The organism is Pseudoalteromonas sp. CNC9-20 (assembly GCF_022347875.1).
GTDB classification, from domain to species: domain Bacteria; phylum Pseudomonadota; class Gammaproteobacteria; order Enterobacterales; family Alteromonadaceae; genus Pseudoalteromonas; species Pseudoalteromonas ruthenica.
In genome coordinates, this window is record NZ_JAKRFS010000003.1 from 590,057 (window position 1) to 612,992 (window position 22,936).

The 22,936-nt window shown below is 47.0% G+C and carries 24 protein-coding genes; 13 read left to right on the plus strand and 11 right to left on the minus strand.

The features are described 5' to 3' along the window. Positions 1-82 precede the first annotated feature (82 nt). From MHM89_RS09845 to MHM89_RS09855, 3 genes are all read right to left on the minus strand, one after another. Entirely contained in the window at positions 83-1,099 is a 1,017-nt protein-coding gene (locus tag MHM89_RS09845) for an aspartate carbamoyltransferase (protein ID WP_053910567.1), read from the minus strand. A 126-nt stretch (positions 1,100-1,225) separates the two neighbouring features. Then, positions 1,226-1,660, minus strand: coding sequence for a CopD family protein (locus tag MHM89_RS09850; protein WP_022944584.1), 435 nt, complete (start codon positions 1,658-1,660; stop codon positions 1,226-1,228). A 12-nt stretch (positions 1,661-1,672) separates the two neighbouring features. After that, complete coding sequence (locus tag MHM89_RS09855) at positions 1,673-3,355, minus strand: chloride channel protein (RefSeq protein WP_239408693.1); 1,683 nt, start codon at positions 3,353-3,355, stop codon at positions 1,673-1,675. A gap of 217 nt (positions 3,356-3,572) precedes the next feature. On the opposite strand from MHM89_RS09855, the gene erpA reads away from it, so the two are divergent. Next, on the plus strand, positions 3,573-3,911 hold the full coding sequence (gene erpA, locus MHM89_RS09860) for an iron-sulfur cluster insertion protein ErpA (protein ID WP_022944582.1): 339 nt from the start codon (positions 3,573-3,575) through the stop codon (positions 3,909-3,911). 63 nt (positions 3,912-3,974) lie between these two features. On the opposite strand, the gene MHM89_RS09865 is transcribed toward erpA, so the two are convergent. Further along, the gene (locus MHM89_RS09865; RefSeq protein ID WP_151173114.1) at positions 3,975-4,157 is read right to left on the minus strand and encodes a hypothetical protein; all 183 of its coding nucleotides are present in this window, start codon (positions 4,155-4,157) and stop codon (positions 3,975-3,977) included. Between the two features lie 303 nt (positions 4,158-4,460). Here MHM89_RS09865 and MHM89_RS09870 point away from each other — a divergent pair, with 303 nt between their 5' ends. After that, the gene (locus MHM89_RS09870; RefSeq protein WP_022944581.1) at positions 4,461-4,703 is read left to right on the plus strand and encodes a helix-turn-helix transcriptional regulator; all 243 of its coding nucleotides are present in this window, start codon (positions 4,461-4,463) and stop codon (positions 4,701-4,703) included. Between the two features lie 57 nt (positions 4,704-4,760). On the opposite strand, the gene MHM89_RS09875 is transcribed toward MHM89_RS09870, so the two are convergent. From MHM89_RS09875 to MHM89_RS09890, 4 genes are all read right to left on the minus strand, one after another. Then, positions 4,761-6,167 carry an MFS transporter gene (locus MHM89_RS09875; protein WP_239408694.1) on the minus strand — a complete coding sequence of 469 codons (1,407 nt, stop codon included), beginning with the start codon at positions 6,165-6,167 and terminating at the stop codon, positions 4,761-4,763. 62 nt (positions 6,168-6,229) lie between these two features. Beyond that, positions 6,230-6,865: a peptidylprolyl isomerase gene (locus MHM89_RS09880; RefSeq protein ID WP_022944579.1), complete on the minus strand. Its 636-nt coding sequence runs from the start codon at positions 6,863-6,865 to the stop codon at positions 6,230-6,232. Next, the gene (locus tag MHM89_RS09885; RefSeq protein WP_239408695.1) at positions 6,862-7,437 is read right to left on the minus strand and encodes a YajG family lipoprotein; all 576 of its coding nucleotides are present in this window, start codon (positions 7,435-7,437) and stop codon (positions 6,862-6,864) included. Before MHM89_RS09885 ends, MHM89_RS09880 begins: the two co-directional genes overlap by 4 nt. A gap of 8 nt (positions 7,438-7,445) precedes the next feature. Next, positions 7,446-8,570 (minus strand): methyltransferase, encoded by a 1,125-nt coding sequence (locus tag MHM89_RS09890; protein WP_239408696.1) that lies wholly within the window; start codon positions 8,568-8,570, stop codon positions 7,446-7,448. Positions 8,571-8,629: 59 nt separating this feature from the next. On the opposite strand from MHM89_RS09890, the gene MHM89_RS09895 reads away from it, so the two are divergent. The 11 genes from MHM89_RS09895 to nqrM all read left to right on the plus strand — a co-directional run bounded on the left by MHM89_RS09895 (position 8,630) and on the right by nqrM (position 18,480). Further along, entirely contained in the window at positions 8,630-9,241 is a 612-nt protein-coding gene (locus MHM89_RS09895; RefSeq protein WP_235419385.1) for an alpha-ketoglutarate-dependent dioxygenase AlkB, read from the plus strand. A 35-nt stretch (positions 9,242-9,276) separates the two neighbouring features. Further along, on the plus strand, positions 9,277-9,588 hold the full coding sequence (locus MHM89_RS09900; RefSeq protein ID WP_239408697.1) for a BolA family protein: 312 nt from the start codon (positions 9,277-9,279) through the stop codon (positions 9,586-9,588). An 80-nt stretch (positions 9,589-9,668) separates the two neighbouring features. Next, positions 9,669-10,859 carry an enoyl-ACP reductase FabV gene (gene fabV, locus MHM89_RS09905; protein ID WP_045980501.1) on the plus strand — a complete coding sequence of 397 codons (1,191 nt, stop codon included), beginning with the start codon at positions 9,669-9,671 and terminating at the stop codon, positions 10,857-10,859. A gap of 409 nt (positions 10,860-11,268) precedes the next feature. Then, positions 11,269-12,612, plus strand: a complete 1,344-nt coding sequence (locus tag MHM89_RS09910) for a Na(+)-translocating NADH-quinone reductase subunit A (RefSeq protein WP_045980538.1) — start codon at positions 11,269-11,271, stop codon at positions 12,610-12,612. A gap of 1 nt (position 12,613) precedes the next feature. Continuing rightward, complete coding sequence (locus MHM89_RS09915; protein WP_239408698.1) at positions 12,614-13,816, plus strand: NADH:ubiquinone reductase (Na(+)-transporting) subunit B; 1,203 nt, start codon at positions 12,614-12,616, stop codon at positions 13,814-13,816. Continuing rightward, the gene (locus MHM89_RS09920) at positions 13,806-14,573 is read left to right on the plus strand and encodes a Na(+)-translocating NADH-quinone reductase subunit C (RefSeq protein WP_138548022.1); all 768 of its coding nucleotides are present in this window, start codon (positions 13,806-13,808) and stop codon (positions 14,571-14,573) included. The genes MHM89_RS09915 and MHM89_RS09920 overlap by 11 nt, the downstream gene beginning before the upstream one ends. Further along, positions 14,573-15,202: an NADH:ubiquinone reductase (Na(+)-transporting) subunit D gene (locus MHM89_RS09925; protein WP_022944570.1), complete on the plus strand. Its 630-nt coding sequence runs from the start codon at positions 14,573-14,575 to the stop codon at positions 15,200-15,202. Before MHM89_RS09920 ends, MHM89_RS09925 begins: the two co-directional genes overlap by 1 nt. 10 nt (positions 15,203-15,212) lie before the next feature. Further along, a complete protein-coding gene (nqrE, locus tag MHM89_RS09930; protein ID WP_022944569.1) occupies positions 15,213-15,821 on the plus strand; it encodes an NADH:ubiquinone reductase (Na(+)-transporting) subunit E in 609 nt (202 codons plus the stop codon). Positions 15,822-15,838: 17 nt separating this feature from the next. Continuing rightward, a complete protein-coding gene (gene nqrF / locus MHM89_RS09935) occupies positions 15,839-17,065 on the plus strand; it encodes an NADH:ubiquinone reductase (Na(+)-transporting) subunit F (protein ID WP_045980502.1) in 1,227 nt (408 codons plus the stop codon). Positions 17,066-17,160: 95 nt separating this feature from the next. After that, positions 17,161-18,192, plus strand: coding sequence for an FAD:protein FMN transferase (locus MHM89_RS09940; protein ID WP_239408699.1), 1,032 nt, complete (start codon positions 17,161-17,163; stop codon positions 18,190-18,192). 75 nt (positions 18,193-18,267) lie between these two features. Continuing rightward, the gene (nqrM, locus tag MHM89_RS09945; protein ID WP_022944566.1) at positions 18,268-18,480 is read left to right on the plus strand and encodes a (Na+)-NQR maturation NqrM; all 213 of its coding nucleotides are present in this window, start codon (positions 18,268-18,270) and stop codon (positions 18,478-18,480) included. Between the two features lie 86 nt (positions 18,481-18,566). On the opposite strand, the gene MHM89_RS09950 is transcribed toward nqrM, so the two are convergent. The 3 genes from MHM89_RS09950 to MHM89_RS09960 form a co-directional block, all read right to left on the minus strand. Next, positions 18,567-21,242 carry a TonB-dependent receptor gene (locus MHM89_RS09950; RefSeq protein ID WP_239408700.1) on the minus strand — a complete coding sequence of 892 codons (2,676 nt, stop codon included), beginning with the start codon at positions 21,240-21,242 and terminating at the stop codon, positions 18,567-18,569. 73 nt (positions 21,243-21,315) lie between these two features. Continuing rightward, positions 21,316-22,362: a FecR domain-containing protein gene (locus MHM89_RS09955; RefSeq protein ID WP_235419389.1), complete on the minus strand. Its 1,047-nt coding sequence runs from the start codon at positions 22,360-22,362 to the stop codon at positions 21,316-21,318. Between the two features lie 2 nt (positions 22,363-22,364). Next, positions 22,365-22,931: an RNA polymerase sigma factor gene (locus tag MHM89_RS09960; protein WP_022944563.1), complete on the minus strand. Its 567-nt coding sequence runs from the start codon at positions 22,929-22,931 to the stop codon at positions 22,365-22,367. Positions 22,932-22,936: the final 5 nt, after the last annotated feature.

Genomic DNA, 22,936 nt, shown 5'->3' on the forward strand with positions numbered 1-22,936 from the left:
GTGTACGAATCTGAGCCTGTGTAAGTTTAACTGCGTATCCAGACGGGGCAGGACCCCTCAGCGATATGCATACACGTCGGTTTTAGTCTTCACGTTTACGGCTGAACCACGGTACTGTGGTTTCATACTTTTCTACTTGGTTCTCGACCCCAAGGGTTAATGCAAATAACGCCATACGAATTAACACACCATTTTGAACTTGGCGGAAAATCGCTAAATTATCATTGGCATTTAAATCATTATCTAATTCATTGGCATCGCTGCGACTATCACGTGGCAACGGGTGCATCAGCACTGAACTGGGCTTGCAATGGGCGTTGTAGATGGACTGGGAAATACGAAAACCACCACGGTATTTATTGGCTTCTTCTTGGCTTGGAAAGCGCTCTTCTTGAATGCGAGTTTGGTAGACGATATCAGCGGCCAGATTACCTTCCATTTTATCGGCGAGGACAATGTGGTGGCCGGCATCGCTGACGCTGTCTAGAATGGTTTGTGGCATTTGCAAGCCATCCGGGGCAACCATGGTAAAGCGCACGTCTTTATAATGACATAGCAACTTGGATAACGAATGCACGGTACGACCATATTTTAGGTCGCCGACTAGAGCGATATGCATGCCATCAATTTTTTGGCCAAAACGGTTTAACTCGCGGTCGATGGTTAACAAGTCGAGTAGTGCTTGAGTGGGATGCTCGTTGGGGCCATCACCGCCATTAAGTACAGGGACGCTACAGCCGGTGGCAAACTCGGCCACGGAGCCGGCATCGGGGTGGCGCATGGCGACAGCATCGGCATAAGCAGAAATGACGCGTGCGGTATCGTAGAGGGATTCCCCTTTGGCCAAAGCGGAGCTTTGCATGCCTGTTGTCTCGCGCACTAATCCGCCTAGCAAGTTAAAGGCGGTGCCAAAGCTGACCCGTGTACGGGTGCTAGGCTCAAAAAATAGATTCGCAAGAATCGCCCCTTCGAGCACTTTTGTGCGTTTTTGTTTTTTGGCATAAGGTTCCATCCGTTTAGCCACTGCAAATATATGCTCGATACTTTCTCTATCAAGTTGATTTACAGACAGAATGTTTTCACCTAAGAAGCGTAGCATGGAGGTCTTCCCAAACAATAAAGTGAGACAGTATGAGGGTACGTTGGGCCTAACACCGCCATCGAGTGTAAGCCGCAAGTACGCCACCGCGTTTGGAGGCGCACTATAGCAGATTTTTTCTAATTTTTAGAGTGCCGGCTTTAATACTGCCAAAAAGATGATTGCCAGCAGTACTAACACGGGAAGTTCATTGAAAATACGATAAAACCGATCACTACGGGTGTTTTTGTCGTGTTTAAAATCACTTAATAGTTTAAAACAGTAGCCATGATAGGCGTACAAAATAAGCACTAAAGTGAGTTTGTAGTGCAGCCACATGCTAGCGCGAAACCACTCGCGGCCATACTCGACGATCATCAGTACCCCAAACACCGCAGTTAAAATCGCAAACGGGGTAACGAACAGGAGTAACCGGCGCTCCATAACTTTTAGCATAGAGCTGCATGATTTCTCTTCGTTGAGCGCGTGATAAACAAACAAGCGTGGTAAATAAAAAATACCAGCGAACCAGGCAACCATGAAAAATAGGTGTAGAGCTTTATATACCAAAATCAGTGACATTGTACTTCCCAGTTAGAGTAAGGCATTACGAATAGTGAGAATGTGGCGGATTTGATCCCAGCGCATAATTCCCAGAATTTCTTTGTGATCGTGCATATCATACACATACACGGCGCCGCTGCGCTTGTCTTTGAGCACATCGAAGGCATCCGATAGGGTGGCCTGTGAGCTCACCCCTTCGAGCGTAACGTAGCGGATATTGATATTTTCCTCAGACATTAAATTAAGATCATATTCCGCGAGTCGGTAACCATTTTCTTCATCATAAACAATCAGCGGCGTTTGTCCGTCGAGATTATCCAAAGACTCTTTGATTTGCTCTTTGTCCTCGGCGTATAGCAGCTTAAAGTCCTCATTCATCTCTGCCATGATACCGACTTTTTGCAGTGCCTCCGTGGCTGGAGATACTTGGTAGGTCAGCCCCTGAAAGTCGAGTTGCTGTAGGAAAATAGAGCGGTTGCCAAACACTTGTAAGGCGGTGACGTAAGCGGTCACAATTACTAACATTGCTGGAACAATAATTTGCGGACTGGAAGTGAGCTCCATCACCGCTGTCAGCGATGCCAGTGGCGCATGCAGAGTTGCGGCGAGTAATCCGGCCATGCCCAATACGCCATAAGTGCCAGCAACGTCGGTGCCCGGGGCAACAAGGTGGGCGAAAAATGACATTAAGGTGCCCATAATAACTCCCAAACCAATAACCGGGCCAATCAGGCCGCCAGGTATACCTAAGCCGATGGCAAACAATGTCGCCAGTAGTTTAGCGATTAATATGGTCAGCAGCAGTTGTACATTATCCGGTGAATGAGTAGCGATAGTAATGGCGCTCATTCCCGAGCCCATTGCTTGCGGCACCAGGTAACCGATGCCCCCGGCAATAATGCCAGCAATAATCAATCGTGGCAGCATTGATAAGGGTTTAAAGGTGCGAATAATGAGCATCAGGTTTTTGTTAAAGGCATAGGCGATGGCGCCTAAGGTCATGCCGCAGATGACTAAGTAGGGATAATGCCAAAAGCTCAGTGGAGTAACGCTGATCAGCGCTAACTCTATGTCATCACCAAAAACGAACTGAGTGGCTAAAGCCCCGGTAACGGCGGCGAGCATAATAGGAACAAAGATATGCACTTTGTATTCACGTAGCACCACTTCCATAACGAAAATTACCGCTGCCAAAGGGGTGTTAAAGGAGGCTGCAATCCCTGCGGCTACGCCACAACCGCTGAGTGTCCGCATGGCGTTATAGGGCAGGTGGAGCTGGTTAGCAAGCATGCTTGCGCCTGTTGCGCCCATATGAACGGAGGGGCCTTCACGACCTACCGAAAAACCACTAATCAATGCTAGAGCACCGCCAAAGAACTGGTTTACTGTGTTATAAAAAGGCATTTGTCCGTAGTGTATTTTCATACGGTGAATAACAAAGGGAATACCAAGGCGGTAGTGCTTAAAGCCAGTAAGGTAGGCAAACAGTGCGATAATACAGGCTGCGCCAACAGGCAGTAAAAACCGTTCTAATGCCGATAAGGTGGTAAAGTCATCAAAATTATCTAGAAAGATGTTTTGTACTAACACAATAGTCAAACGAAATAGAATAATTAATCCCGCTGCAATCAAACCTGCGGCAATACCGAGAAGGCAAAGCTGGATTGAGGTTTTAGGGCGAGCAAGGCGTCGTCTTAGCGCCTCTAGTTGCATACCTATTCCTTTGTTCTTAATGACTATGGAGTGCGCTTAAGTCTACCAAAGGTTTATATATAAATCCTTGTTTAACGTCACACTTTGTCAGAGCAATGGTTGCAGGCTGCACTGGTGTCGCACTTAAGTCATGTTATGATGCTTTCGCGCGGCAATACTTGATTAACTTAGTCGGGTATTAGATAATTCGCAGTAAATGAGCAGTGAGAGAAATAGTATGTCCGAGCAATTACCAATTAAATTCAGTGATGCCGCTGCTGCGCGTGTAAAGCAGCTTATTGAAGAGGAAGAGAATCCTTCCTTGATGCTGCGCGTTTATGTCACTGGTGGCGGCTGTTCAGGCTTTCAGTATGGCTTCACGTTTGCGGAGCAGGCCAATCCAGGCGACATGCAGATAGAAAAAAATGGTGTCACCTTAGTGGTCGACCCAATGAGTATTCAATACCTAGTTGACGGTGAAGTCGATTATACCGAAGGGCTTGAGGGGTCACGCTTTTTTGTGAATAACCCGAATGCCACTACAACCTGTGGCTGTGGTGCTAGCTTTAGCGTGTAAGCATTAGGTTGAATCAGAAATCGAAAAAAATGCCGCATTCGCGGCATTTTTTGTGGTTGAACGTTATTCTAGTGGAGTATTGGTGACAAATAGCATCAAGGTGAAGAAACCTAAAACTAAGGTGGAGAAAGCAACAATATACACAAACCCTTTACGACCTTGTTTTAGCGGTATTCCGTTGTAATGGAGAAAAAGCCACCACAATAAACACAAAAGAATTGGCAAGATAAAGAGCAATCTGAGCATTTTTTCCCCTAAATTCCCTATTTTCCTTCATATTAGCTTATAAGTACCTAACGCTAAAGGTAAAAATAAACTATCGATTTTATGAGTGAAATTAATTAATATCTTGTTAAACTCTAGTGCGTGATTCATTGCGAAAATTGCAGTGAAAATTCTCGCGCCGGAATTAGGTAAATTTTTGTATATAAACTATACCTAAAATAGGACATGTGGTTTAATACCGCGTGAATGAGACGGGCAAATTTCATTCAATCCTATTTATCAACCGTGATATGTATAGCAATTCATCTAGTAGGAGATGTAATTATGATGGGTAAAACCGTTTCTTCCGAAGAAAACGGAAGACTAACAAAGTGGCTAAAAGACAAACGCCATGAAAAAGGCCACACTATGCGCAGCTTGGCTCAAGTTTTGGGCACGCCGCACTCTTTTATCGGTAAAATAGAAAACCAAGAACGTCGTTTAGATGTTATTGAGTTCATGCGTTATTGCGACGCCCTTGAAGTTGACCCTTATGAAGGTCTATCACTACTTCAAGAACAAGCGTAATACCGATAAACCAGAGCCCAGGAAGGGCTCTAGGTTCTTCTTCCTATACCCTACCAATTATTCTTTAACCTTCGCTGAACGTGCATGATACTGTTGTTCAAGCTGGTATAACCGTTTTCTGATTAGATATAAAAATAGTAGTGATGGCAGCACCATAAGTGCAGTCAGTATAAAGAACGTGGACCAGTCGCCGTGAAGCCAATCATCAACCACCACACCACTGTATCCAGAGAGCAAAGTGCGCCCCAGGTTGCCCAATGAAGCCAGCAGCGCGTAGTGCGTAGCGCTGAAAGCGCGATCGCACAGCATGGAAATAAACGCAACCATAGCAACCAGTGACCAAGCTTGAGTAAAACCGTCTAAAATGATGGCTAACGCATATAAATGCAGCTTAGGGCCAGCAACGGCTATCCAAGAAAACATTAAATTCGATGCGGCCATTGCCACGCCACTGATAAATAGCCCTTTTACAATACCAAAGCGGGCATTGAATAAACTCCCTAGGAACGCGAAAATAATCGTTAGTACCGCTGTACCGAGTTTCGAAAAGGTGGCAATATCGGAATTGCTAAAGCCCACTTCTTTGTAGAAAACGATGGACATTCGCGCTAAAAATGCCTCACCAATTTTGAATAAGAAAATAAACGCTAGCAGAGCAATAGCGGTTTTCACGCCATTTTTAGCAAAAAAGCTGCGTAGCGGCTCGATGATGGTGACTCCTAACCAAGCCAAGGTTTTTTTCAATACTAACGGAAGAGCGTTAGAATGTTGTTGTAACTTTTGCTGATACTGATGTTCCAACTGTTCATGAACATGCTCACGGTTTGACAGTGGTTCGTTGGCAACAAACACATAGGCAATGAGAGCGGCGACTATCAGCGCCAATGCGAGGTAGACATCTGGCCATTCAATGCCGGGGATATCAGCGGCGAAAAAAGGCATGGCACCGAGTAGAGCATAACCTGTCCACCAACCACAGGTTGCCATTGCCGCCGCTGCCGACATCTTTTCACTTTCATTTTCATCTAAAATATCAATACGATAAGCATCAATTGCAATATCTTGAGTGGCAGAAGCAGTGGCAATTACCAGGGCAAGCAGCGCCACTAGATACAGCTGTGCGCCTATATCAACAAAAGCCATAGCCAGCGTGCCCAGCAATATCACGCACTGACAGCAAAGCAACCAGCTTCGGCGTTGCCCAAGCCAGGCCGTCACATAAGGAATTTTGACCCGATCAACCAAAGGTGACCACAGGAAGTTAATAGAGTAGGCACCAAACACCATGCCAAATAAGCCAATCATACTGCGGCTTAAGCCCTCATCTTTAAGCCACGCACTCATCACCGAGCCGATCAACACCCAAGGAAAGCCGCTGCTGATGCCAAAAATAAAAATAGTGAGTAAGCGGCGATCACGAAAGTAATTGATAAAAGTCTGAAGTGATACGGGATTATGGCTCATGATGACAGCTTACTTGAGATTTTGGGAGGATACGGGCGGTGACAACCGCCCATAGCTGAAAACTAATAAGGTTGCGCTTCAAGTACTTTAATATTGAAAATGATAACCGGTTGTTTAGGAACGTAGGAATAGCCTATTTTCTCTTGGTAGTCGGTCTCGACACGCATGATTTTATCTAAAGTTTCAAACCCCTCTACGACGGAGCCAAACACAGCAAAACCCCAATCACTGCCGGGATTTAGGTGGTCATTATTATCCATATTGAAGAAAAACTGACGCGTTGCAGAATGCGGCTTGCGGTCTTGGTAAGCCATGGCAATGGTATACATATCGTTTTCCAGGCCGCTGCCGCTTTCATTAAAAATAGGGTCATTCTCATGCAGGCCGTCATAATTCTTGTCGTAGCCACCCCCTTGGATGACAAAGTCGCGGTCGTTTTCTTCGTCGCGTTCAACCCGATGAAACACCGACCCTTTATAACTGCCGTCTTGCACGTATGTCAGGAAATTATTGACCGTAATTGGTGCTCGTGAGCGGTCCAGCTCAACAACAATCTTTCCTTCACTGGTGGCGAATTCTACTCGTGGGAAGAGGTTGTCCTTTTGCACAAATTGACCTTGTACAGCCGCGAGTGTGGGCAGGCTGATAAAGAAAGTAAGGAATACGGCGGTAAGTGTGCCAAGAAAACGAGTGTTCATGATGCTCCCTTTTGCATGTAATTGTTCAGTTCAGGGTCGTTCATTATACGAATTACCAGTTGCTCAATCTGCTTATTAAGCTGCGCTTCTACTTTGGCTTGATCATAACCAAATGGGCCACTGAACTGGCTTTGGCCATTATACATTTTATTGAATTGACTACCATTACGCTGCACGAACACTTGTAGGGCAATCTTCGCAGTACTGTTATGATCGACGGTGTTTTGTTCAACATGAGCGTGTAAATCATGAATAGCAATACGGATATGGGTGGCTCCCATGGCGCTGACCTGAGCCCCATTGCGTTGTAAACCTTGTTCAAACACCCGCGTGAGTTTGCTATTAAGCCCTTGAGTGAGCTGCTGTTGTGAATGCTCGCCATCGCTCACTATCACAGTGGCTTTATTAGCACGCTGGTCATTCACTTGCAGTGATACTGTTTGATTAAATTGATGATATTGACCGCCTTGGTATTGTGGGTCAAGAATAGCCTCGGCTGTGCGGTTAGCGCACCCGCTCACAGTAACCAGTGCGGCGCTCAAGAGAAAAAGACGAATAACTGTGTTGCTCATGATCCTACCTATTTTTTTGCACTTAACACGACGAACTTTTTATTCGAACCCAGCAGCTTATGACCACCGAATAAACGGTTAAGTTTCTCATGGTATTGTAAATGTCGGTTGCCTACGATACGAAGCTCGCCGCCGGGGCGCAATACTTTTTTCGCGTCATTAAACATTTGCCAAGCAATATGGTCGGTAATCGCGTTTTGTTGATGAAACGGCGGGTTACATAAGATCAGGTCTTGGCTGGCAGCGGCAAACCCTGTTAAACAATCTGACTGCACAAATTGGCAACGGTGCAAATCATGTTCGTGGTTTTGTTCAACATTAAGTCGTGCTGAGGCCACTGCCATGCATGATTCATCAACGAAAGTAAGTTGTGCTTGTGGGCATTGAGCCAAAGTAAGCAGACCAATGACGCCATTGCCACAACCCAAATCTACAATGCGCAGTGCTTTTTTGGACTGCGGTAGGTAGTTGCTGAAAAAGCGAGCGCCAATATCCAATGAATCGCGAGAAAATACATTAGCGTGATTATGCAGGGTGTAAGGAGTGCCCTCAAGTGGCCAACTCTTAGGAAAAGGGCTTTGTTGCGCTTTATTGTGCATAGAGGCGGTGATAAGTCGCGCTTTTTTCACCGCCAAGGTGGTGCTTGCTGGGCCTATGTAGCGCGATACGAGATTGATTGTTGAGGTATGAACAGCTTTAGTTTTGCCCCCCAAGATCACCGGCGTGTTTGGGCTTAATGTCTGTGATAACTGGGCCAGTTGATGTTGCAGGTAGCCACTGTTTTTAGGAATTCTGCCGATGACTAAATCATAGTCGCCCAGTTTATCCATGCTGCTAAGTGCAGTGAAATTACTTTCATCCAGGGCATTTTGCGCCAGGTTATAATGCCAAGCTTGGTGGGCCACGTACGAGTCACTGAGCGCACTAATATCAAATTGATGCAAAGCGCAGGCGAGGGCACCAAAGTCGTCATTTAATATAAGCAGCTTTTTTGCACTGGGATGGTGCTCTTTGACATAATCAATTAAGTACTCGTCGGCGGCATCCCACGCCTGTAGGCTACGGTTTTTTTGCTCCAGAGGAAAGCGGTGTAGGGTGTAGTGGGTGCCACCGAGTAGGGCGGATGTTATCATAACGGTCAATGTGTAACGGATAGTAGCGCTAGTTTACCACGATGGATGGGAATTCGAAGGTGTTTAACACTGATACCGGCAACCTGTTGCCCGATGAGCTACCAGCAGACATGTTTCACTATCAGCTGCAGGCGCTGAGTGCTGATAAGGCCACCCAGCTCTATCATTATTTGCGTGATAATTTGGCTTGGCAACAGCCAAGCATACACGTTTTCGGTAAATGGCATCCTATACCTCGTTTACAGGCCTATATCGGCGATCCCGACAGCGCGTATGAATACTCGAAGCAAGTGTTTTCGCCTATGCCCTGGCCTGAACCTTTGGCGCGCATGCGGGAGCGCCTTAATAATCAGCTAGGGTGCAAATTTAATGCGGTACTGGTTAATTATTATCGCAACGGTCTCGATAGTATGGGGTGGCATGCTGACGATGAACCTGAGCTTGGAGCGCAGCCGACCATTGCATCGTTATCCTTAGGAGCGCTGCGTAAGTTCAAATTACGCCATAAGCACTCGCGGGTGGTGACAGATGTGCCTTTGCGTCACGGTAGTTTGCTGATCATGAAAGGCCAAAGCCAGCAACACTTCGAGCACAGTCTACCGAAGCAGCGTAAAGTGACCCAAGGGCGCATTAACTTAACGTTTCGCCACATTGACGCTTCTTTGTTATAGTAATGCTCCAGTTTACGCTGACGAGTCAGTAATTTATGTCTATGCAAACTCAGATAGAGCAAAAACTCGCTGCTGCCATTGCGTGCAAGCATTTACATGTGGAAAACGAAAGCCATATGCACGCCCGAGGTGAAGATTCTCATTTCAAAGTCACTGTGGTCAGTGAGCAATTCAGCGGCCAACGCTTATTACAGCGCCACCGCGCGATTAATGAGGTGTTGGCCGATGAGTTGCGCGAACACATTCATGCCCTTGCGATTCATGCCTACACTCCTGAAGAATTCAGTGAGCGAAAGGGGCAAGCTCCGCAGTCTCCTAATTGTTTAGGTGGCTCCAAATTCGATTAAGTAAAGTCATCAGACCTGTGTAATGGGCTTTAGTCGTTACACTAGCGCTAAATTTTTCGGCAACGATATGGAATTTTATCATGGTCATTAAGCCTAAAATTCGTGGTTTTATCTGCACTAACGCTCATCCTGCGGGCTGTGCAGCGCACGTACAACAACAAATAGATTACGTAAAACGCCAAGGTGATTTAGGGCAAGGCCCTAAAAACGTCCTAGTCATTGGCTCGTCAACCGGCTATGGCTTGGCCTCACGTATTGTTTCAGCCTTTGGTCATGGCGCCAAAACATTGGGCGTGTTTTTCGAAAAGCCAGGTACAGAAAAGAAAACAGGTTCTGCGGGATGGTACAACACCGCTGCTTTTCAAAATGCAGCCGATGAAGCGGGCTTGTGGGCAAAAAATATCAATGGTGATGCCTTTTCTGATGAAATCAAAGAAAAGACGATTGATGTTATTAAAAATGAATTAGGCAAGATTGATTTAGTTATCTATTCCCTTGCTTCGCCGCGTCGTACCGATCCAAAAACCGGTGAAACCTTCTCTTCGACACTTAAGCCGATCGGTGAAGGTGTGACCACCAAGAACCTCAATACTTCAAAGCGTATTATTGATGAGGTGAGCGTTGAGGCTGCCAGTGATGAAGAAATTGCCAATACCGTGAAAGTCATGGGTGGTGAAGATTGGCAGCTGTGGATTGATGCCTTAAATGAAGCGGGCGTGCTTGCCGATAACTTCAAAACCACCGCTTACACCTACATCGGAAAAGAGCTGACCTGGCCGATTTACGGTCACGCCACAATAGGCAAAGCCAAAGAAGACTTGGACCGTGCGGTTCAGGAAATCAAAGCATCTACCGCTGATATTTCCGGTGAGGCTTATGTGAGCTCTCTTAATGCTGTGGTCACGCAAGCCAGCTCGGCAATACCGATTATGCCTTTGTATATCTCTGCGCTGTTCAAAGTGATGAAAGAAGATGGCACCTATGAGGGGACTATCGAGCAAATTACCGCGTTGTTTAAAGAGAACTTGTACGGCGAAACGCCGCGCTTTGACGAAGGCGGTCATTTATTCCAGAACTACAAAGAGCTTGAAGACGATGTGCAGCAACGAGTGCAGCATATTTGGGATCAGGTGGATACCGACAGCATTGACGAGCTAACCGATTATGTTGGTTATCATCGTGAGTTTTTACACCTGTTCGGTTTTGATCTAGACGGTGTTGACTACGAAAGTGATGTTAACCCTGAGGTTGAAATCAACAATCTCGTTTAAGTATCGCTGTTTTACATAGAAAGCCAGTCAATAGACTGGCTTTTTTGTGTTTTTACAATCTCAGGCTGCGAAATTAAGACTTTGGTCTATATTGAAGTTTATTCACTAATTTTAGCTCGGATTGCTTAGATAATTTTTACTTTTTAACTCGCATAGTCGCCGTGATTGATGTTAAAATTCGGCAGATATGTGACAAGTTCACTGCGTTGCTTTGCTCACTAACCGAAATGGGTGCTCTTTTATACCGTTTGTATTAATCGTGTGGACGACTTTTGCTTGCACAAGTGCGTAAGTGCGCACCGAGCAATAAGCGAACCGCCTTTTACGCGGCCATCACTCAACTCGGCCAACTTAGCAGCGTGGTTGGTAAGATTTTAAGTTTCTTTCCGTTAATGTAATGCAAGTGCGTATGATCAACATAAAAAAAGGTCTGGATCTACCGATAGAGGGCGCACCTCAGCAAGTTATTCACGACGGTCAACCCGTCAAACGAGTAGCCGTGCTAGGTGAAGAATATATCGGCATGCGTCCTACCATGCGAGTTCGTGTGGATGACCAAGTGAAAAAAGGCCAAGTTCTTTTTGAAGACAAAAAGAATCCTGGCGTTATCTACACTGCACCGGCCGCCGGGGTAGTTAAAGAAATCAATCGTGGTGCAAAACGTGTGCTGCAATCTGTTGTGATCGAAATCGATGGCAACGAGCAGGAAACCTTTGCAAAGTTCGACCAGGGTGAGCTCGCTAACCTTGACCGCCAAAAGGTGGTTGACCAGTTAGTTAACTCAGGTCAATGGACTGCGCTTCGCACCCGCCCATTCAGCAAAGTACCCGCTGTTGATGCCAAACCTAGCTCTATCTTTGTAACAGCGATGGACACTAATCCGCTTGCAGCTGATCCAGCTGTAATTATTGCAGAGAATGCGGAAGCATTTGAAGCTGGTTTAGCGGTTGTCTCTCGTCTTACAGAAGGCAAAGTGTTTGTGTGTAAACAAGCCGGTGCTCAAGTGCCTAGCTCTTCTGTGGCTTCTGTAGAAGTTCATGAGTTTGGCGGTAAGCACCCTGCAGGTCTTGTTGGTACCCACATTCATCACCTAGATGCAGTGTCTGCATCGAAGCAGGTATGGCACTTGGGCTACCAAGATGTGATCGCTTACGGTCACCTTTTCCTAAGTGGTGAAATTTACACTCCGCGTGTGATTTCTTTAGCCGGCCCACGTGTTAAGAACCCACGTTTGGTGAAAACACAGATCGGTGCTGCTTTGGATGAGTTAGTGTCTGGTGAACTGGAAGACGGTGACAACCGTATCATTTCAGGCTCAGTACTTTCTGGTACCAATGCAACGGGTCCACATGCGTTCCTTGGCCGTTATCACACGCAAGTGTCGGTGCTGCTAGAGGGTCGTGAGAAAGAGTTGTTCGGCTGGATTGCTCCAGGCAGCAACAAGTTCTCTGTAACGCGTACCTTCTTAGGCCACTTAGCGCCAAGCCGTTTGTTCAACATGACCACATCAACCGGTGGTTCAAAACGTGCGATGGTACCAATCGGTAACTATGAGCGCGTGATGCCGCTTGATATTTTGCCTACCTTATTACTGCGCGATTTAATCTCGCGTGACCTAGATGGGGCAATTTCACTCGGCGCGTTGGAGCTAGACGAAGAAGATTTAGCGTTGTGTACCTTCGTTTGTCCAGGTAAATACGAATACGGTTCTATCCTTCGTGACTGCCTGACAACAATCGAGAAGGAAGGCTAAAATGGGCTTGAAGAAATTTTTAGAAGATATCGAACCGCATTTTGAAGCGGGTGGTAAGCATGAAAAGTGGTACGCACTGTATGAAGCAGTTGCGACTATTTTTTATACCCCTGGCTATGTCAACAAAGGCGGTACTCACGTTCGCGATAACATCGACCTAAAACGTATTATGATTTTAGTGTGGATGGCAACGTTCCCTGCCATGTTCTTTGGCATGTTTAACATTGGCCACCAAGCGGCAGAAGCGTTAGCAAACGGTTTTGCATTAGGTGATTCTTGGCAAGTAGGATTGTTCCAACTGTTAGGCGGTGAGCTCACTGCTGATTCAGGCTGGGGCGCGAAAATGTTCTACGGTGCCTGTTTCTTCCTGCCAATTTATGCCGTTACCTTCGGTGTCGGTGGCTTCTGGGAAGTGCTATTCGCGTCAATACGTAAGCACGAAGTAAACGAAGGTTTCTTCGTTACCTCTGTGTTATTTGCATTGATTCTGCCTGCAACCATTCCCCTTTGGCAAGTTGCCCTAGGTATTACCTTCGGTGTGGTTATCGCCAAAGAGGTATTCGGTGGTACAGGTCGTAACTTCTTGAACCCTGCGCTTGCTGGCCGTGCGTTCCTGTTCTTCGCCTATCCGGCGCAGATTTCAGGTGACACAGTGTGGACAGCTGTTGATGGTTTCTCTGGCGCGACTTACCTAGGCCAAGCGGCAACAGGTGCGCTTGATTATGCCAACGTGGAGCTATGGTGGAATGCGTTTTACGGTTTCATTCAAGGTTCTATGGGTGAAACATCAACCCTAGCAATCTTATTAGGTGGTTTGTTCCTAATCTATGTGCGTATTGCTTCTTGGCGTATCGTGCTAGGTACCTTCTTGGGTATGGTAGTCACTGCAACGCTGCTTAACTTTATCGGTTCAGACACCAACACCGCGTTTGCAATGCCTTGGCACTGGCACTTAGTCCTTGGTGGCTTTGCGTTTGGTATGTTCTTTATGGCAACCGACCCGGTATCTGCGTCATTTACCGATAGAGGTAAGTGGGCCTATGGTGCACTGATTGGTTTTATGGTGGTGATGATCCGCGTGGTTAACCCGGCATACCCTGAAGGCATGATGCTCGCTATCTTGTTTGCAAACCTATTTGCACCGCTATTCGACCACTTCGTAGCGCAGTCAAACATCAAGAGGAGATTGGCACGTGTCCAGTAATAACGAATCAATCGGTAAAACGCTCGGTGTAGTTGTTTCGCTATGTTTGGTGTGTGCGGTTATCGTATCGTTCGCATCGGTGCAATTGCGCCCGCTGCAGCAAGAAAATAAATTAAAGGATATTCAAAGCAATATTCTTTCAGCCGCTGGATTTAATGATGTCAAAGACGTGCAAGCTACGTATGACGAAAACATTGAAACCATCGTTGTTGATGTTAATAACGGCCAACAAGTTGAGTTTGACTCTGAGCAAGCTCGCAGCGAGTGGATCAAAGCTTACGACTTTGAGAAGAGTAAGTTTGACGCCGATATGAGCATTAAGTTGCCAAAAGAGCAAGACAAAGCGGGCATTCAACGTCGTACTACTGAAGCACCGGTTTACATTAACCGTGCCGACGACGGCTCAGTGAAGTCAATCATTCTACCAATCCAAGGTTATGGCCTTTGGGGTGTTATGTATGGCTTCTTAGCTCTTGAAAGTGATGGCGAAACTGTTAAAAACATCATCTTCTACAAGCACAACGAAACCCCAGGTCTAGGTGGTGAAATCCAAAACCCAGCTTGGACGGCTCAGTGGCAAGGCAAAGAGCTGCCGGTAGACTTAGTGAAAAGCGGTGCTGACAACGAGCACGAAGTAGACGGTCTCTCTGGCGCAACCCTGACCTCAAACGGTGTTGATAACACGGTTGATTATTGGACAGGTGAAAACGGCTTTGGTCCTTTCCTTGCGAAAGTACGTGAAGGAGCGTTGAAATAATGGCTGATACTAAAGAAATGAAGTCGGTTCTATTTGGACCTGTCTTCGCAAATAACCCTATCGCTCTGCAAGTACTCGGTATTTGTTCGGCGCTAGCAGTAACATCAAGCTTGAAAAATGCATTGATCATGTCAATTGCATTGACCCTAGTAACGGGCTTCTCAAGTTTGTTTATCTCTATGATTCGTAACCAGATCCCATCAAGTGTGCGGATCATCGTACAGATGACCATCATTGCCTCATTGGTAATCGTGGTGGACCAGGTACTGCAAGCCTTCTCGTATGCAACAGCGAAAGAACTGTCGGTATTCGTTGGTTTGATTATCACCAACTGTATCGTAATGGGTCGTGCTGAAGCATACGCGATGAAGTCACCGCCGTTTATGTCTTTCCTAGACGGTATTGGTAATGGCTTAGGCTACTCAGTAGTACTACTGACTGTTGGTTTCATTCGTGAGCTATTCGGTAAAGGGTCGCTGTTCGACGTAGAAATCATCCCATTAGTACAAGACGGTGGCTGGTATCAGCCTATGGGTCTATTGATCCTGCCGCCTAGTGCATTCTTCATCATCGGTCTATTCATTTGGGTGCTACGCACTTATAAGAAAGACCAAGTAGAAGCGAAATAAGGGGCGAGTCGTGGAACAATATCTTAACTTATTTGTTAAAGCGGTTTTCATTGAAAACCTGGCGCTTGCCTTCTTCTTGGGGATGTGTACTTTCCTTGCGGTATCAAAGAAAGTAAAAACCTCAATTGGTCTAGGTGTAGCGGTTATCTTCGTACTGGGTATTGCCGTACCGGTGAATAACTTAGTTTATCACGCGGTATTAGCGCCTGGCGCACTGGAGTGGTTGGGTTTCCCTGACGCTGATTTAAGCTTCTTGCGCTTTTTGACGTTCATCGGTGTTATTGCTGCCCTAGTACAAATCCTAGAAATGGCATTGGATAAGTTCTTCCCACCGCTTTATAACGCGTTGGGCATCTTCCTACCATTGATCACGGTAAACTGTGCGATTTTCGGTGCGGTATCGTTCATGGTAGAGCGTAATTACAACTTCGGTGAGTCAGTGGTCTTCGGCCTTGGTTCTGGTGTAGGTTGGGCGCTGGCAATCACGTTGCTAGCGGGTATTCGCGAGAAGATGAAGTACTCAGACGTTCCTGATGGTTTGCGTGGTTTAGGTATCACCTTTATCACAGTAGGCCTGATGGGTCTGGGCTTTATGTCATTCTCTGGTATTTCACTATAAGGTAGCGAGGAGAAATCATGCTTGAGGTATATTTAGGCGTAGGTGTATTCGTCGCTATCGTGGTTATGCTGGTTTTGGTCATCATTGCGGCCAAATCAAAGCTAGTACCCACAGGTGACGTCACCATCGGGATCAATGGTGATCCTGACAAAGCAATTACAACATCACCAGGTAGCAAGCTACTGGGTGCCCTAGCAGATGCAGGTATTTTCGTATCTTCTGCATGTGGTGGCGGTGGCTCATGTGGCCAGTGTCGTGTTGATGTTAAAGAGGGCGGTGGTGATATCCTGCCGACCGAACTTGACCACATCTCTAAAGGTGAAGCACGTCAGGGCTGTCGTCTTGCGTGTCAGGTTGCTGTTAAAAGCGACATGGAGATTGAGCTAGAAGAGTCTATCTTCGGGATCAAGAAGTGGGATTGTGAAGTTATCTCTAACGATAACAAAGCAACCTTCATCAAAGAGCTTAAGCTTAAGATCCCAGACGGTGAGGTTGTACCTTTCCGCGCCGGTGGTTACATTCAAATTGAAGCACCTGCTCACCACGTTAAATACAAGGACTTTGATATTCCTGAAGAATATCGTCCTGACTGGGAGCGTTTCGGTTTCTTTGACCTAGAGTCAAAAGTAGACGAAGAAACTATTCGTGCTTACTCAATGGCGAACTACCCAGAAGAGTTTGGCATCATCATGTTGAACGTGCGTATTGCTACGCCGCCGCCAAACAACCTAAGCCTACCTTGCGGTAAGATGTCATCGTACATCTGGTCGCTTAAAGAAGGCGATAAGGTGACAATTTCTGGTCCATTTGGTGAATTCTTCGCTAAAGAAACTGACGCAGAGATGGTCTTTGTCGGTGGTGGTGCAGGTATGGCACCGATGCGTTCACACATCTTCGACCAGCTGAAGCGTTTGAACTCAGATCGTAAGATGAGCTTCTGGTACGGTGCACGCTCTAAGCGTGAGATGTTCTATGTTGAAGACTTTGACGGTCTAGCTGCAGAAAACGATAACTTCGTGTGGCACGTAGCGCTTTCTGATCCTCAACCAGAGGACAACTGGGAAGGCTATACTGGCTTTATCCACAACGTATTGTACGATAACTATCTTAAGGACCACGAAGCACCTGAAGACTGTGAGTACTACATGTGTGGGCCACCGATGATGAACGCAGCCGTAATCAACATGCTAAAAGACTTAGGTGTTGAAGACGAAAATATCCTATTGGATGACTTCGGCGGCTAAACGAATGTCACGCATTCGTCATTGATTTATAAAAGGCTTCCTAACCCAGTTAGGAAGCCTTTTTTCGTTTACTGTTCACCAACTTGAGGCTAGCAATGTTACGCAGCGTAAAAGCCGTATTTGGCTTGTTATTCATCCTTTCTTTATTTGCCTTATCGGGGTGTGATAACGCCCCAGAATCTGATCAACAAGAGGTGTTGTTACAAGGGAAAACCATGGGTACCACTTTTAATATTAAGGTGTTTGTGCCACAGCAACAGTTACCTCAACTTAATTTATACGCTGATGTCACTGAGGAGCTTAAAAAAGTGAATCAGTCGATGTCGACGTACATTGAAGACTCCGAGATTAATCAATTTAATCGCTTGCCTGCAGGTGACGTGATGCCCATCAGCAGCGATTTTCGCGCTGTGGTGAGCGAGTCAATTCGCCTTGGACAATCAACCAAGGCGCTGGATGTGACCATGGGGCCGCTTATTGATCTCTGGGGGTTCGGCCCCGATAAGCGACCCACACAGCGCCCAGAGCAAGCTGAGCTCGATGCCATGCTGGCGAATATTGGCGTTGATAAACTGGTCTTGAGCGAGCAAGGCTTGGCTAAAACCGTGGATGGTTTAGAGCTGAGCTTTTCCGCTACCGCAAAAGGCTATGGTATTGATAAGGTTGCTGAATTATTGCAAAGCCATGGACTCACCAATTACATGGTAGAGATTGGTGGTGAAATGCGTATCTCCGGGCACAAGCCCGATAACAAGCCGTGGCGCATTGCTATCGAGCAGCCCGATGCACCGCCGGGGCAGCGCAAAATTCACCGTGTAGTTGAGCCAGGCAGTATGGGCGTTGCCACTTCAGGAGATTATCGTATTTTCTATGAAATGGATGGCGAAACCTATACCCATTTAATTGACCCGCAAACGGGCATGCCAATTAAACATGATTTGGTTTCGGTAACGGTATTGCACCCTAACGCCATGACTGCTGATGGCCTAGCAACGGCACTGACCGTTATGGGCACAGAGCAGGCCAAAGCTTATGCTGAGCAGCATAATTTACCGGTGTACTTGATCAGCAAGACTGACAGTGGTTTGCAAACCCATGCAAGCACAGCTTTTAAGCCATATTTGTAGTTAGTTTTTGCTCGGCGTATAATAGTGGGTAAGGCGTTTTGCGCCTTAACTTGTCAACTTAAAGGGGCACAGACAATGCAACTATTTCTTCTTACATTTGGCCTACTCGTCTTAGTCGTCGCGGCGATGGCCGTTGGCGTTATTGTACAACGTAAAGCCATGGCCAGTAGTTGCGGAGGTCTTGGCTCTGTCGGCATCGACAAAGCCTGTGACTGTGACGACCCGTGTGACAAACGTAAAAAACGTATGGCCAAAGAGCAAGCCTGGAAAGAGAACCAAATTATCTAAACGAGTGTTCTTTTATAATGGCCAAAAAGCGAGCTCATTAGCTCGCTTTTTTGTTGCTCTAGCAACCCCAAGTGTCGTGGCTCATCTCAAAACTCATAACTCATCGACAGTGTGATTGTGCGGCCAAAAATCGGTCTGGCGTAAAATAGCGCTTCTTGATGGCTTAAATCATCGCGGGGGTTGCCCTCGGTAAGGCCTAGCGTGTTGGTTAGGTTTTTAATCTCTAATTGCACCTTTAGGTGCTCATTCAGAGCGACTTCTGAGAACAGATCCCAAGTATGATAAGCAGGCAGAGCAAAACGGTTGGCGACATCAGAATAGCGCTCGCCAATGTACGAAAAGGTCAGTGCAGCGGTGATAGGCCCTTGACTATACTGAGGGGTTAGTCGCAGTTGTAACTCTGGCGTTCGGGTAATTTGATTGCCGTTGAATTGGCTTTGCGGCAAAGATGTAGGAATGCCGTAAAAGCCTGCATCCTGCCAAACCCCAATCGCTTTTAACTGCCAGCTCGCGTTGTAGCGGTATTCATATTCAAATTCGACCCCGGTTGTTTGTGTATTGATTAAAATGGCGTGCTGCGGGCTCGTTGCACCGCGATACACGGTGAATGGCAGTGGATCAAAATGAGTAGTAAATAACGCGCCACTGAAGTGCGAGTGGGCTGTTTGGTATCGCAAACCTACCTCACTAAGCGTGAGACGAATAGGTTCACCGTAATCAACTTCGCCGCGCTGATGAGCATTGCCAGCCCAGCCTAGGGCATTGCCGAAATTTATAAGCCGTGGCATTTCAAATGCATCGGCATAACGGGCAAATACAGCCACATTCTCCGCAGCCTGATAGTTCACCCCCACACTGATGGCATTGTCACTAAAGTGCTGACGCAAAGAGGTGCTGGGTGCGTAATGCGAGTAAAAAAGTTGGCCGTTATCAGCTTGAGAGCGCTGGCCTTGAGCGCTGGTGCTGTCAAGTGTTAGGTGTTCGTGGCGTATCGCCGCATCAAGGCGCAGCTGCTCGGTGATGCGCCAGTCAATATTGGTGTATAAGGAGTGCGATTGTGACACTCCATGACCTTTTAAATAAACCGGCCCCGCATGCGATAAAAAGCCACTGTCGGTGAATGTATCTACAACCTGGTTATGCTCATCAATAAGCACTATATCTAGGCGCTGAGGCTGGTGTTGCACATCAGTTAGCAGCTCTCCGAGCCACTGATCTAAGGGTAGGGCGCCATAATCGCTATGGGCATAGAGATGACCCAGCGTCACAGCCCAGTCCGTGTCTTGGTAACTAAGGCTGAGGTGGTTGATTAATTGTGTTTGTTGGTAGCGTGAGTACAGTGGAAAGGTTGCAGTAACAAGGCCATTGTTATTAAGCGTTGAAGGGTCGGCGATTAGGCTGCCATCGCTGACCCGTTGATAGGCCAAGCTTAAGGTGTGATCTGCGGCGTTATCCTTGAACTGACTGACATCGGCCAAGGTTAAACGCTGCTCAGCACTATTAATCGTTTGGTTGCCTAAATTCATTAAGGTGTACAGGCTATTATTGAGCTTCGCATAACGAGTGCGGTTGTCGATGGCTAGGTGTGTTGATAGCGGTGCATTAAACAGCACAGTGTAGCTGTTCATACGCGTTTGCTGCGCATCCTCTAAATCATGGGTTGTTGTCCCTTCGGGGGTACAAAAGTTCAGTAATTGCATATCCTTACTGAGTAGGGTGCCGTAGTCATGGGGCAGGCTCGATAAGGCCTCAATCCCGTGGTGATTTTGCATCACCAAGGGAGCGTAAAAACTGGTATTGTCTTGCAAGTGTTTGTAAATAACATCGAGCTCAAAGGCATCGGTCCGCAAACTTAGGCGGGCGCTTAACTGCCCGCCTAAGTCACTGATAAACCCCGGCTCGCGAATGCCATCAGAGAAACGGTAAAAGCCGCCCACAGTATAAAATAGTTGCTCGTTGATGGGGCCACTGGCAACCCCATCCAGACGCGAGTAGTCATAATTTAGACCCTGGCTGAGTTTGAGCAGTTGCAACGGCGTGTGTGAGCCGCGTCGGCCAATATAGTTAACCATTGCCGCCGGCCCATTCAGGGTGAAGATCCCACTACTGCCACCGCGCACGGCTTCGATTCGTTGATGGGTTAAGTCTGGACGTAAAAAAAAGTCACTCCATATGCCGTCGTAGGTCATGGGCAGACCATCTTCCATCAAGCTAATAAAGCGGAACCCTTCGCCGCCCCTGAGCCCTCGTGGCGAAACATTGTTATTGGTTTCGCCGCCTGAGTCCTCGACCCAAAATCCGGTGACGTTTTTGAGCACTTCAGCACTGGAGTAGGGCGTGCGTTGCCTCAGTTCTAAATTAGATAACTGGGTAATGGCGATGGATGAATTGAGTATATTGCGGCGCTGACCGCTGACGCCGGTGACAATAATGCGCTCAAAATCGCCCTCGGGTGTTGCTTCACTTGCCGCAGTAATAACAATACGGCGCTCGCTCACATCCAAGGCATAGTCATAGTGCGTGTCACGGAGACTGAGGTTTAAAACATGCTCTAGGCTGTATCGTCCATTAAGGGCCGCTAGGGGGGGCGATTGCTCAATTGCTGCAGCATTAAGCTGCCAGTTGCTCTGCGCAGCAATATCGAGCAAGCGCTGCTGTAGTGTCGCTTCAGGCAGCGCAAACGGATGTTCGCTTTGGGCATAAGTACAGCTACTAAATAATATTAACCATGGCAGAGCGATGGTTAATAACCTTAATAACATGGCGGGTTCAGCTTTATTTTTATTGTTTGAATTTTGTACCACACTTTGGCTGTGGTCACTATGCCACTTTTAGCTAATTCGCCACTAAGGTCACTTTATCACCGCTGCGCAGTACCTTAATGGGGTAAAGCTGTTGCAGGCTCGTTAGCCACGCTTCGATTTCAGTCGTTAAAAAAGTGCCTGTATACACTAAGTGCTTTAACTTTTCGTCGCTGATTGTGATGTCCATTTGGCTATAGCGGGCGACATCATGGAGTACATCACCTAAGCGAGCATTATGATAAATTAAGTGACCTTGTTGCCAAGCCATTTGGGTGCCTTTTCCCTGTGCCTGGCTGCGAGTAATATTACCATCAGTGGCCACTTCTGCGGCTTGCCCTGCCGTTAATTCAATGGCGTTTTGTTGCGCCACGGCAACTCGCCCTTCTAATACATCAACACGCACTGAGTCAGGGTTGGCGCGGACGTTAAAAATAGTGCCTAACGCCTCTACCTGGCTTTGCTGATAGCGTACGATAAATGGTCGCGTCGGGTCCTTGCTGACATTGAAAAGCGCTTCCCCTTGATATAGCAATAACTCTCTCGTGCTATCGCTATAACGCACGGCGAGCTGGGTGTTGGCACCTAAGGTGACCTGCGAATTATCATCCAAGGTCACGGTTTTATGCTCGCTCACCGGGGTGTGGAAAAATTCGCTGTATACCTTGCTACTGGGTATGGCGGGACTGTTAACGAGTTGTCGTGGCGCCGATGAGCTGGGCGGCCACAACATGAGGGTGCTCACAAGCAAAAAGGACGCCGCTAAGGCTGCGTACCAAAGCGTCGCTGGTTTTTTTGGCTTGCGCTTGGTTGCGGGCTCGGTGTCAAGGTGAGCAAGCTGACTGTCAACAAACGCCGGATCGAGTTGTGCCGACAATGCCCACAGTTTACTTACCTTAGTAAAGGTTTCACGGTGGCGGGCACTTTGGGCAAGCCATAGGGTAAGCGCCTCAGGGTATTGGCTGTCGTTGTCATGATCCAGTTGCTGCTCATGGAGCGTCAGTAGCCACTGTGTGGCTTGTTGCTCGATGACAGTTTCATCATCACCGGGAAGGGTCATATCAATATCCTTTCTGCTCATGCTTAAAGCTCATGCTCAAGTTGTTGGTAGCAATGACGAACTGCACGTAGAACGTATTTTCTCACCATACTGGTCGATATTTGCAGGGTCAACGCGATCTCCTCATAGCTTTGCCCGCGCATTTTATATAACAAAAAGGCCAAGCGGCACTTGTCTGGAAGGCTCGCGAGGGCTTTTTCCATTTCTTTGAGTAATTCGTGATTATGATGGTTTTGCTCCGGCCCCGTTGGCGCACACAGCTTAGGTAATTCATCACTGTCACTAACATAGTGATCAAAGGGGCTGCGAGCCTTACGCCTTAGCTTATCAATGGCCAAGTTAGTGGCTATTTTATATAGGTAAGCGGCTATATAGCTGCTTACCTTCTCTTGCTCTAGGCCCAGCAGCTTAACAAAAGCTTCTTGGGCAATGTCTTCGGCTTCACGCTTATCCAGCCCCTTGGCCATAATGTGGCGAATGAGTTTGCGTTGCTGCTTTAAAAACAGCTGCTCTACTTGCTGGCGTCTATCTGATTCATAATTGCTTTCGCTGTTCGCCGCTTTGCGCTTAAACGATAATAAAGATGGCATGGGTA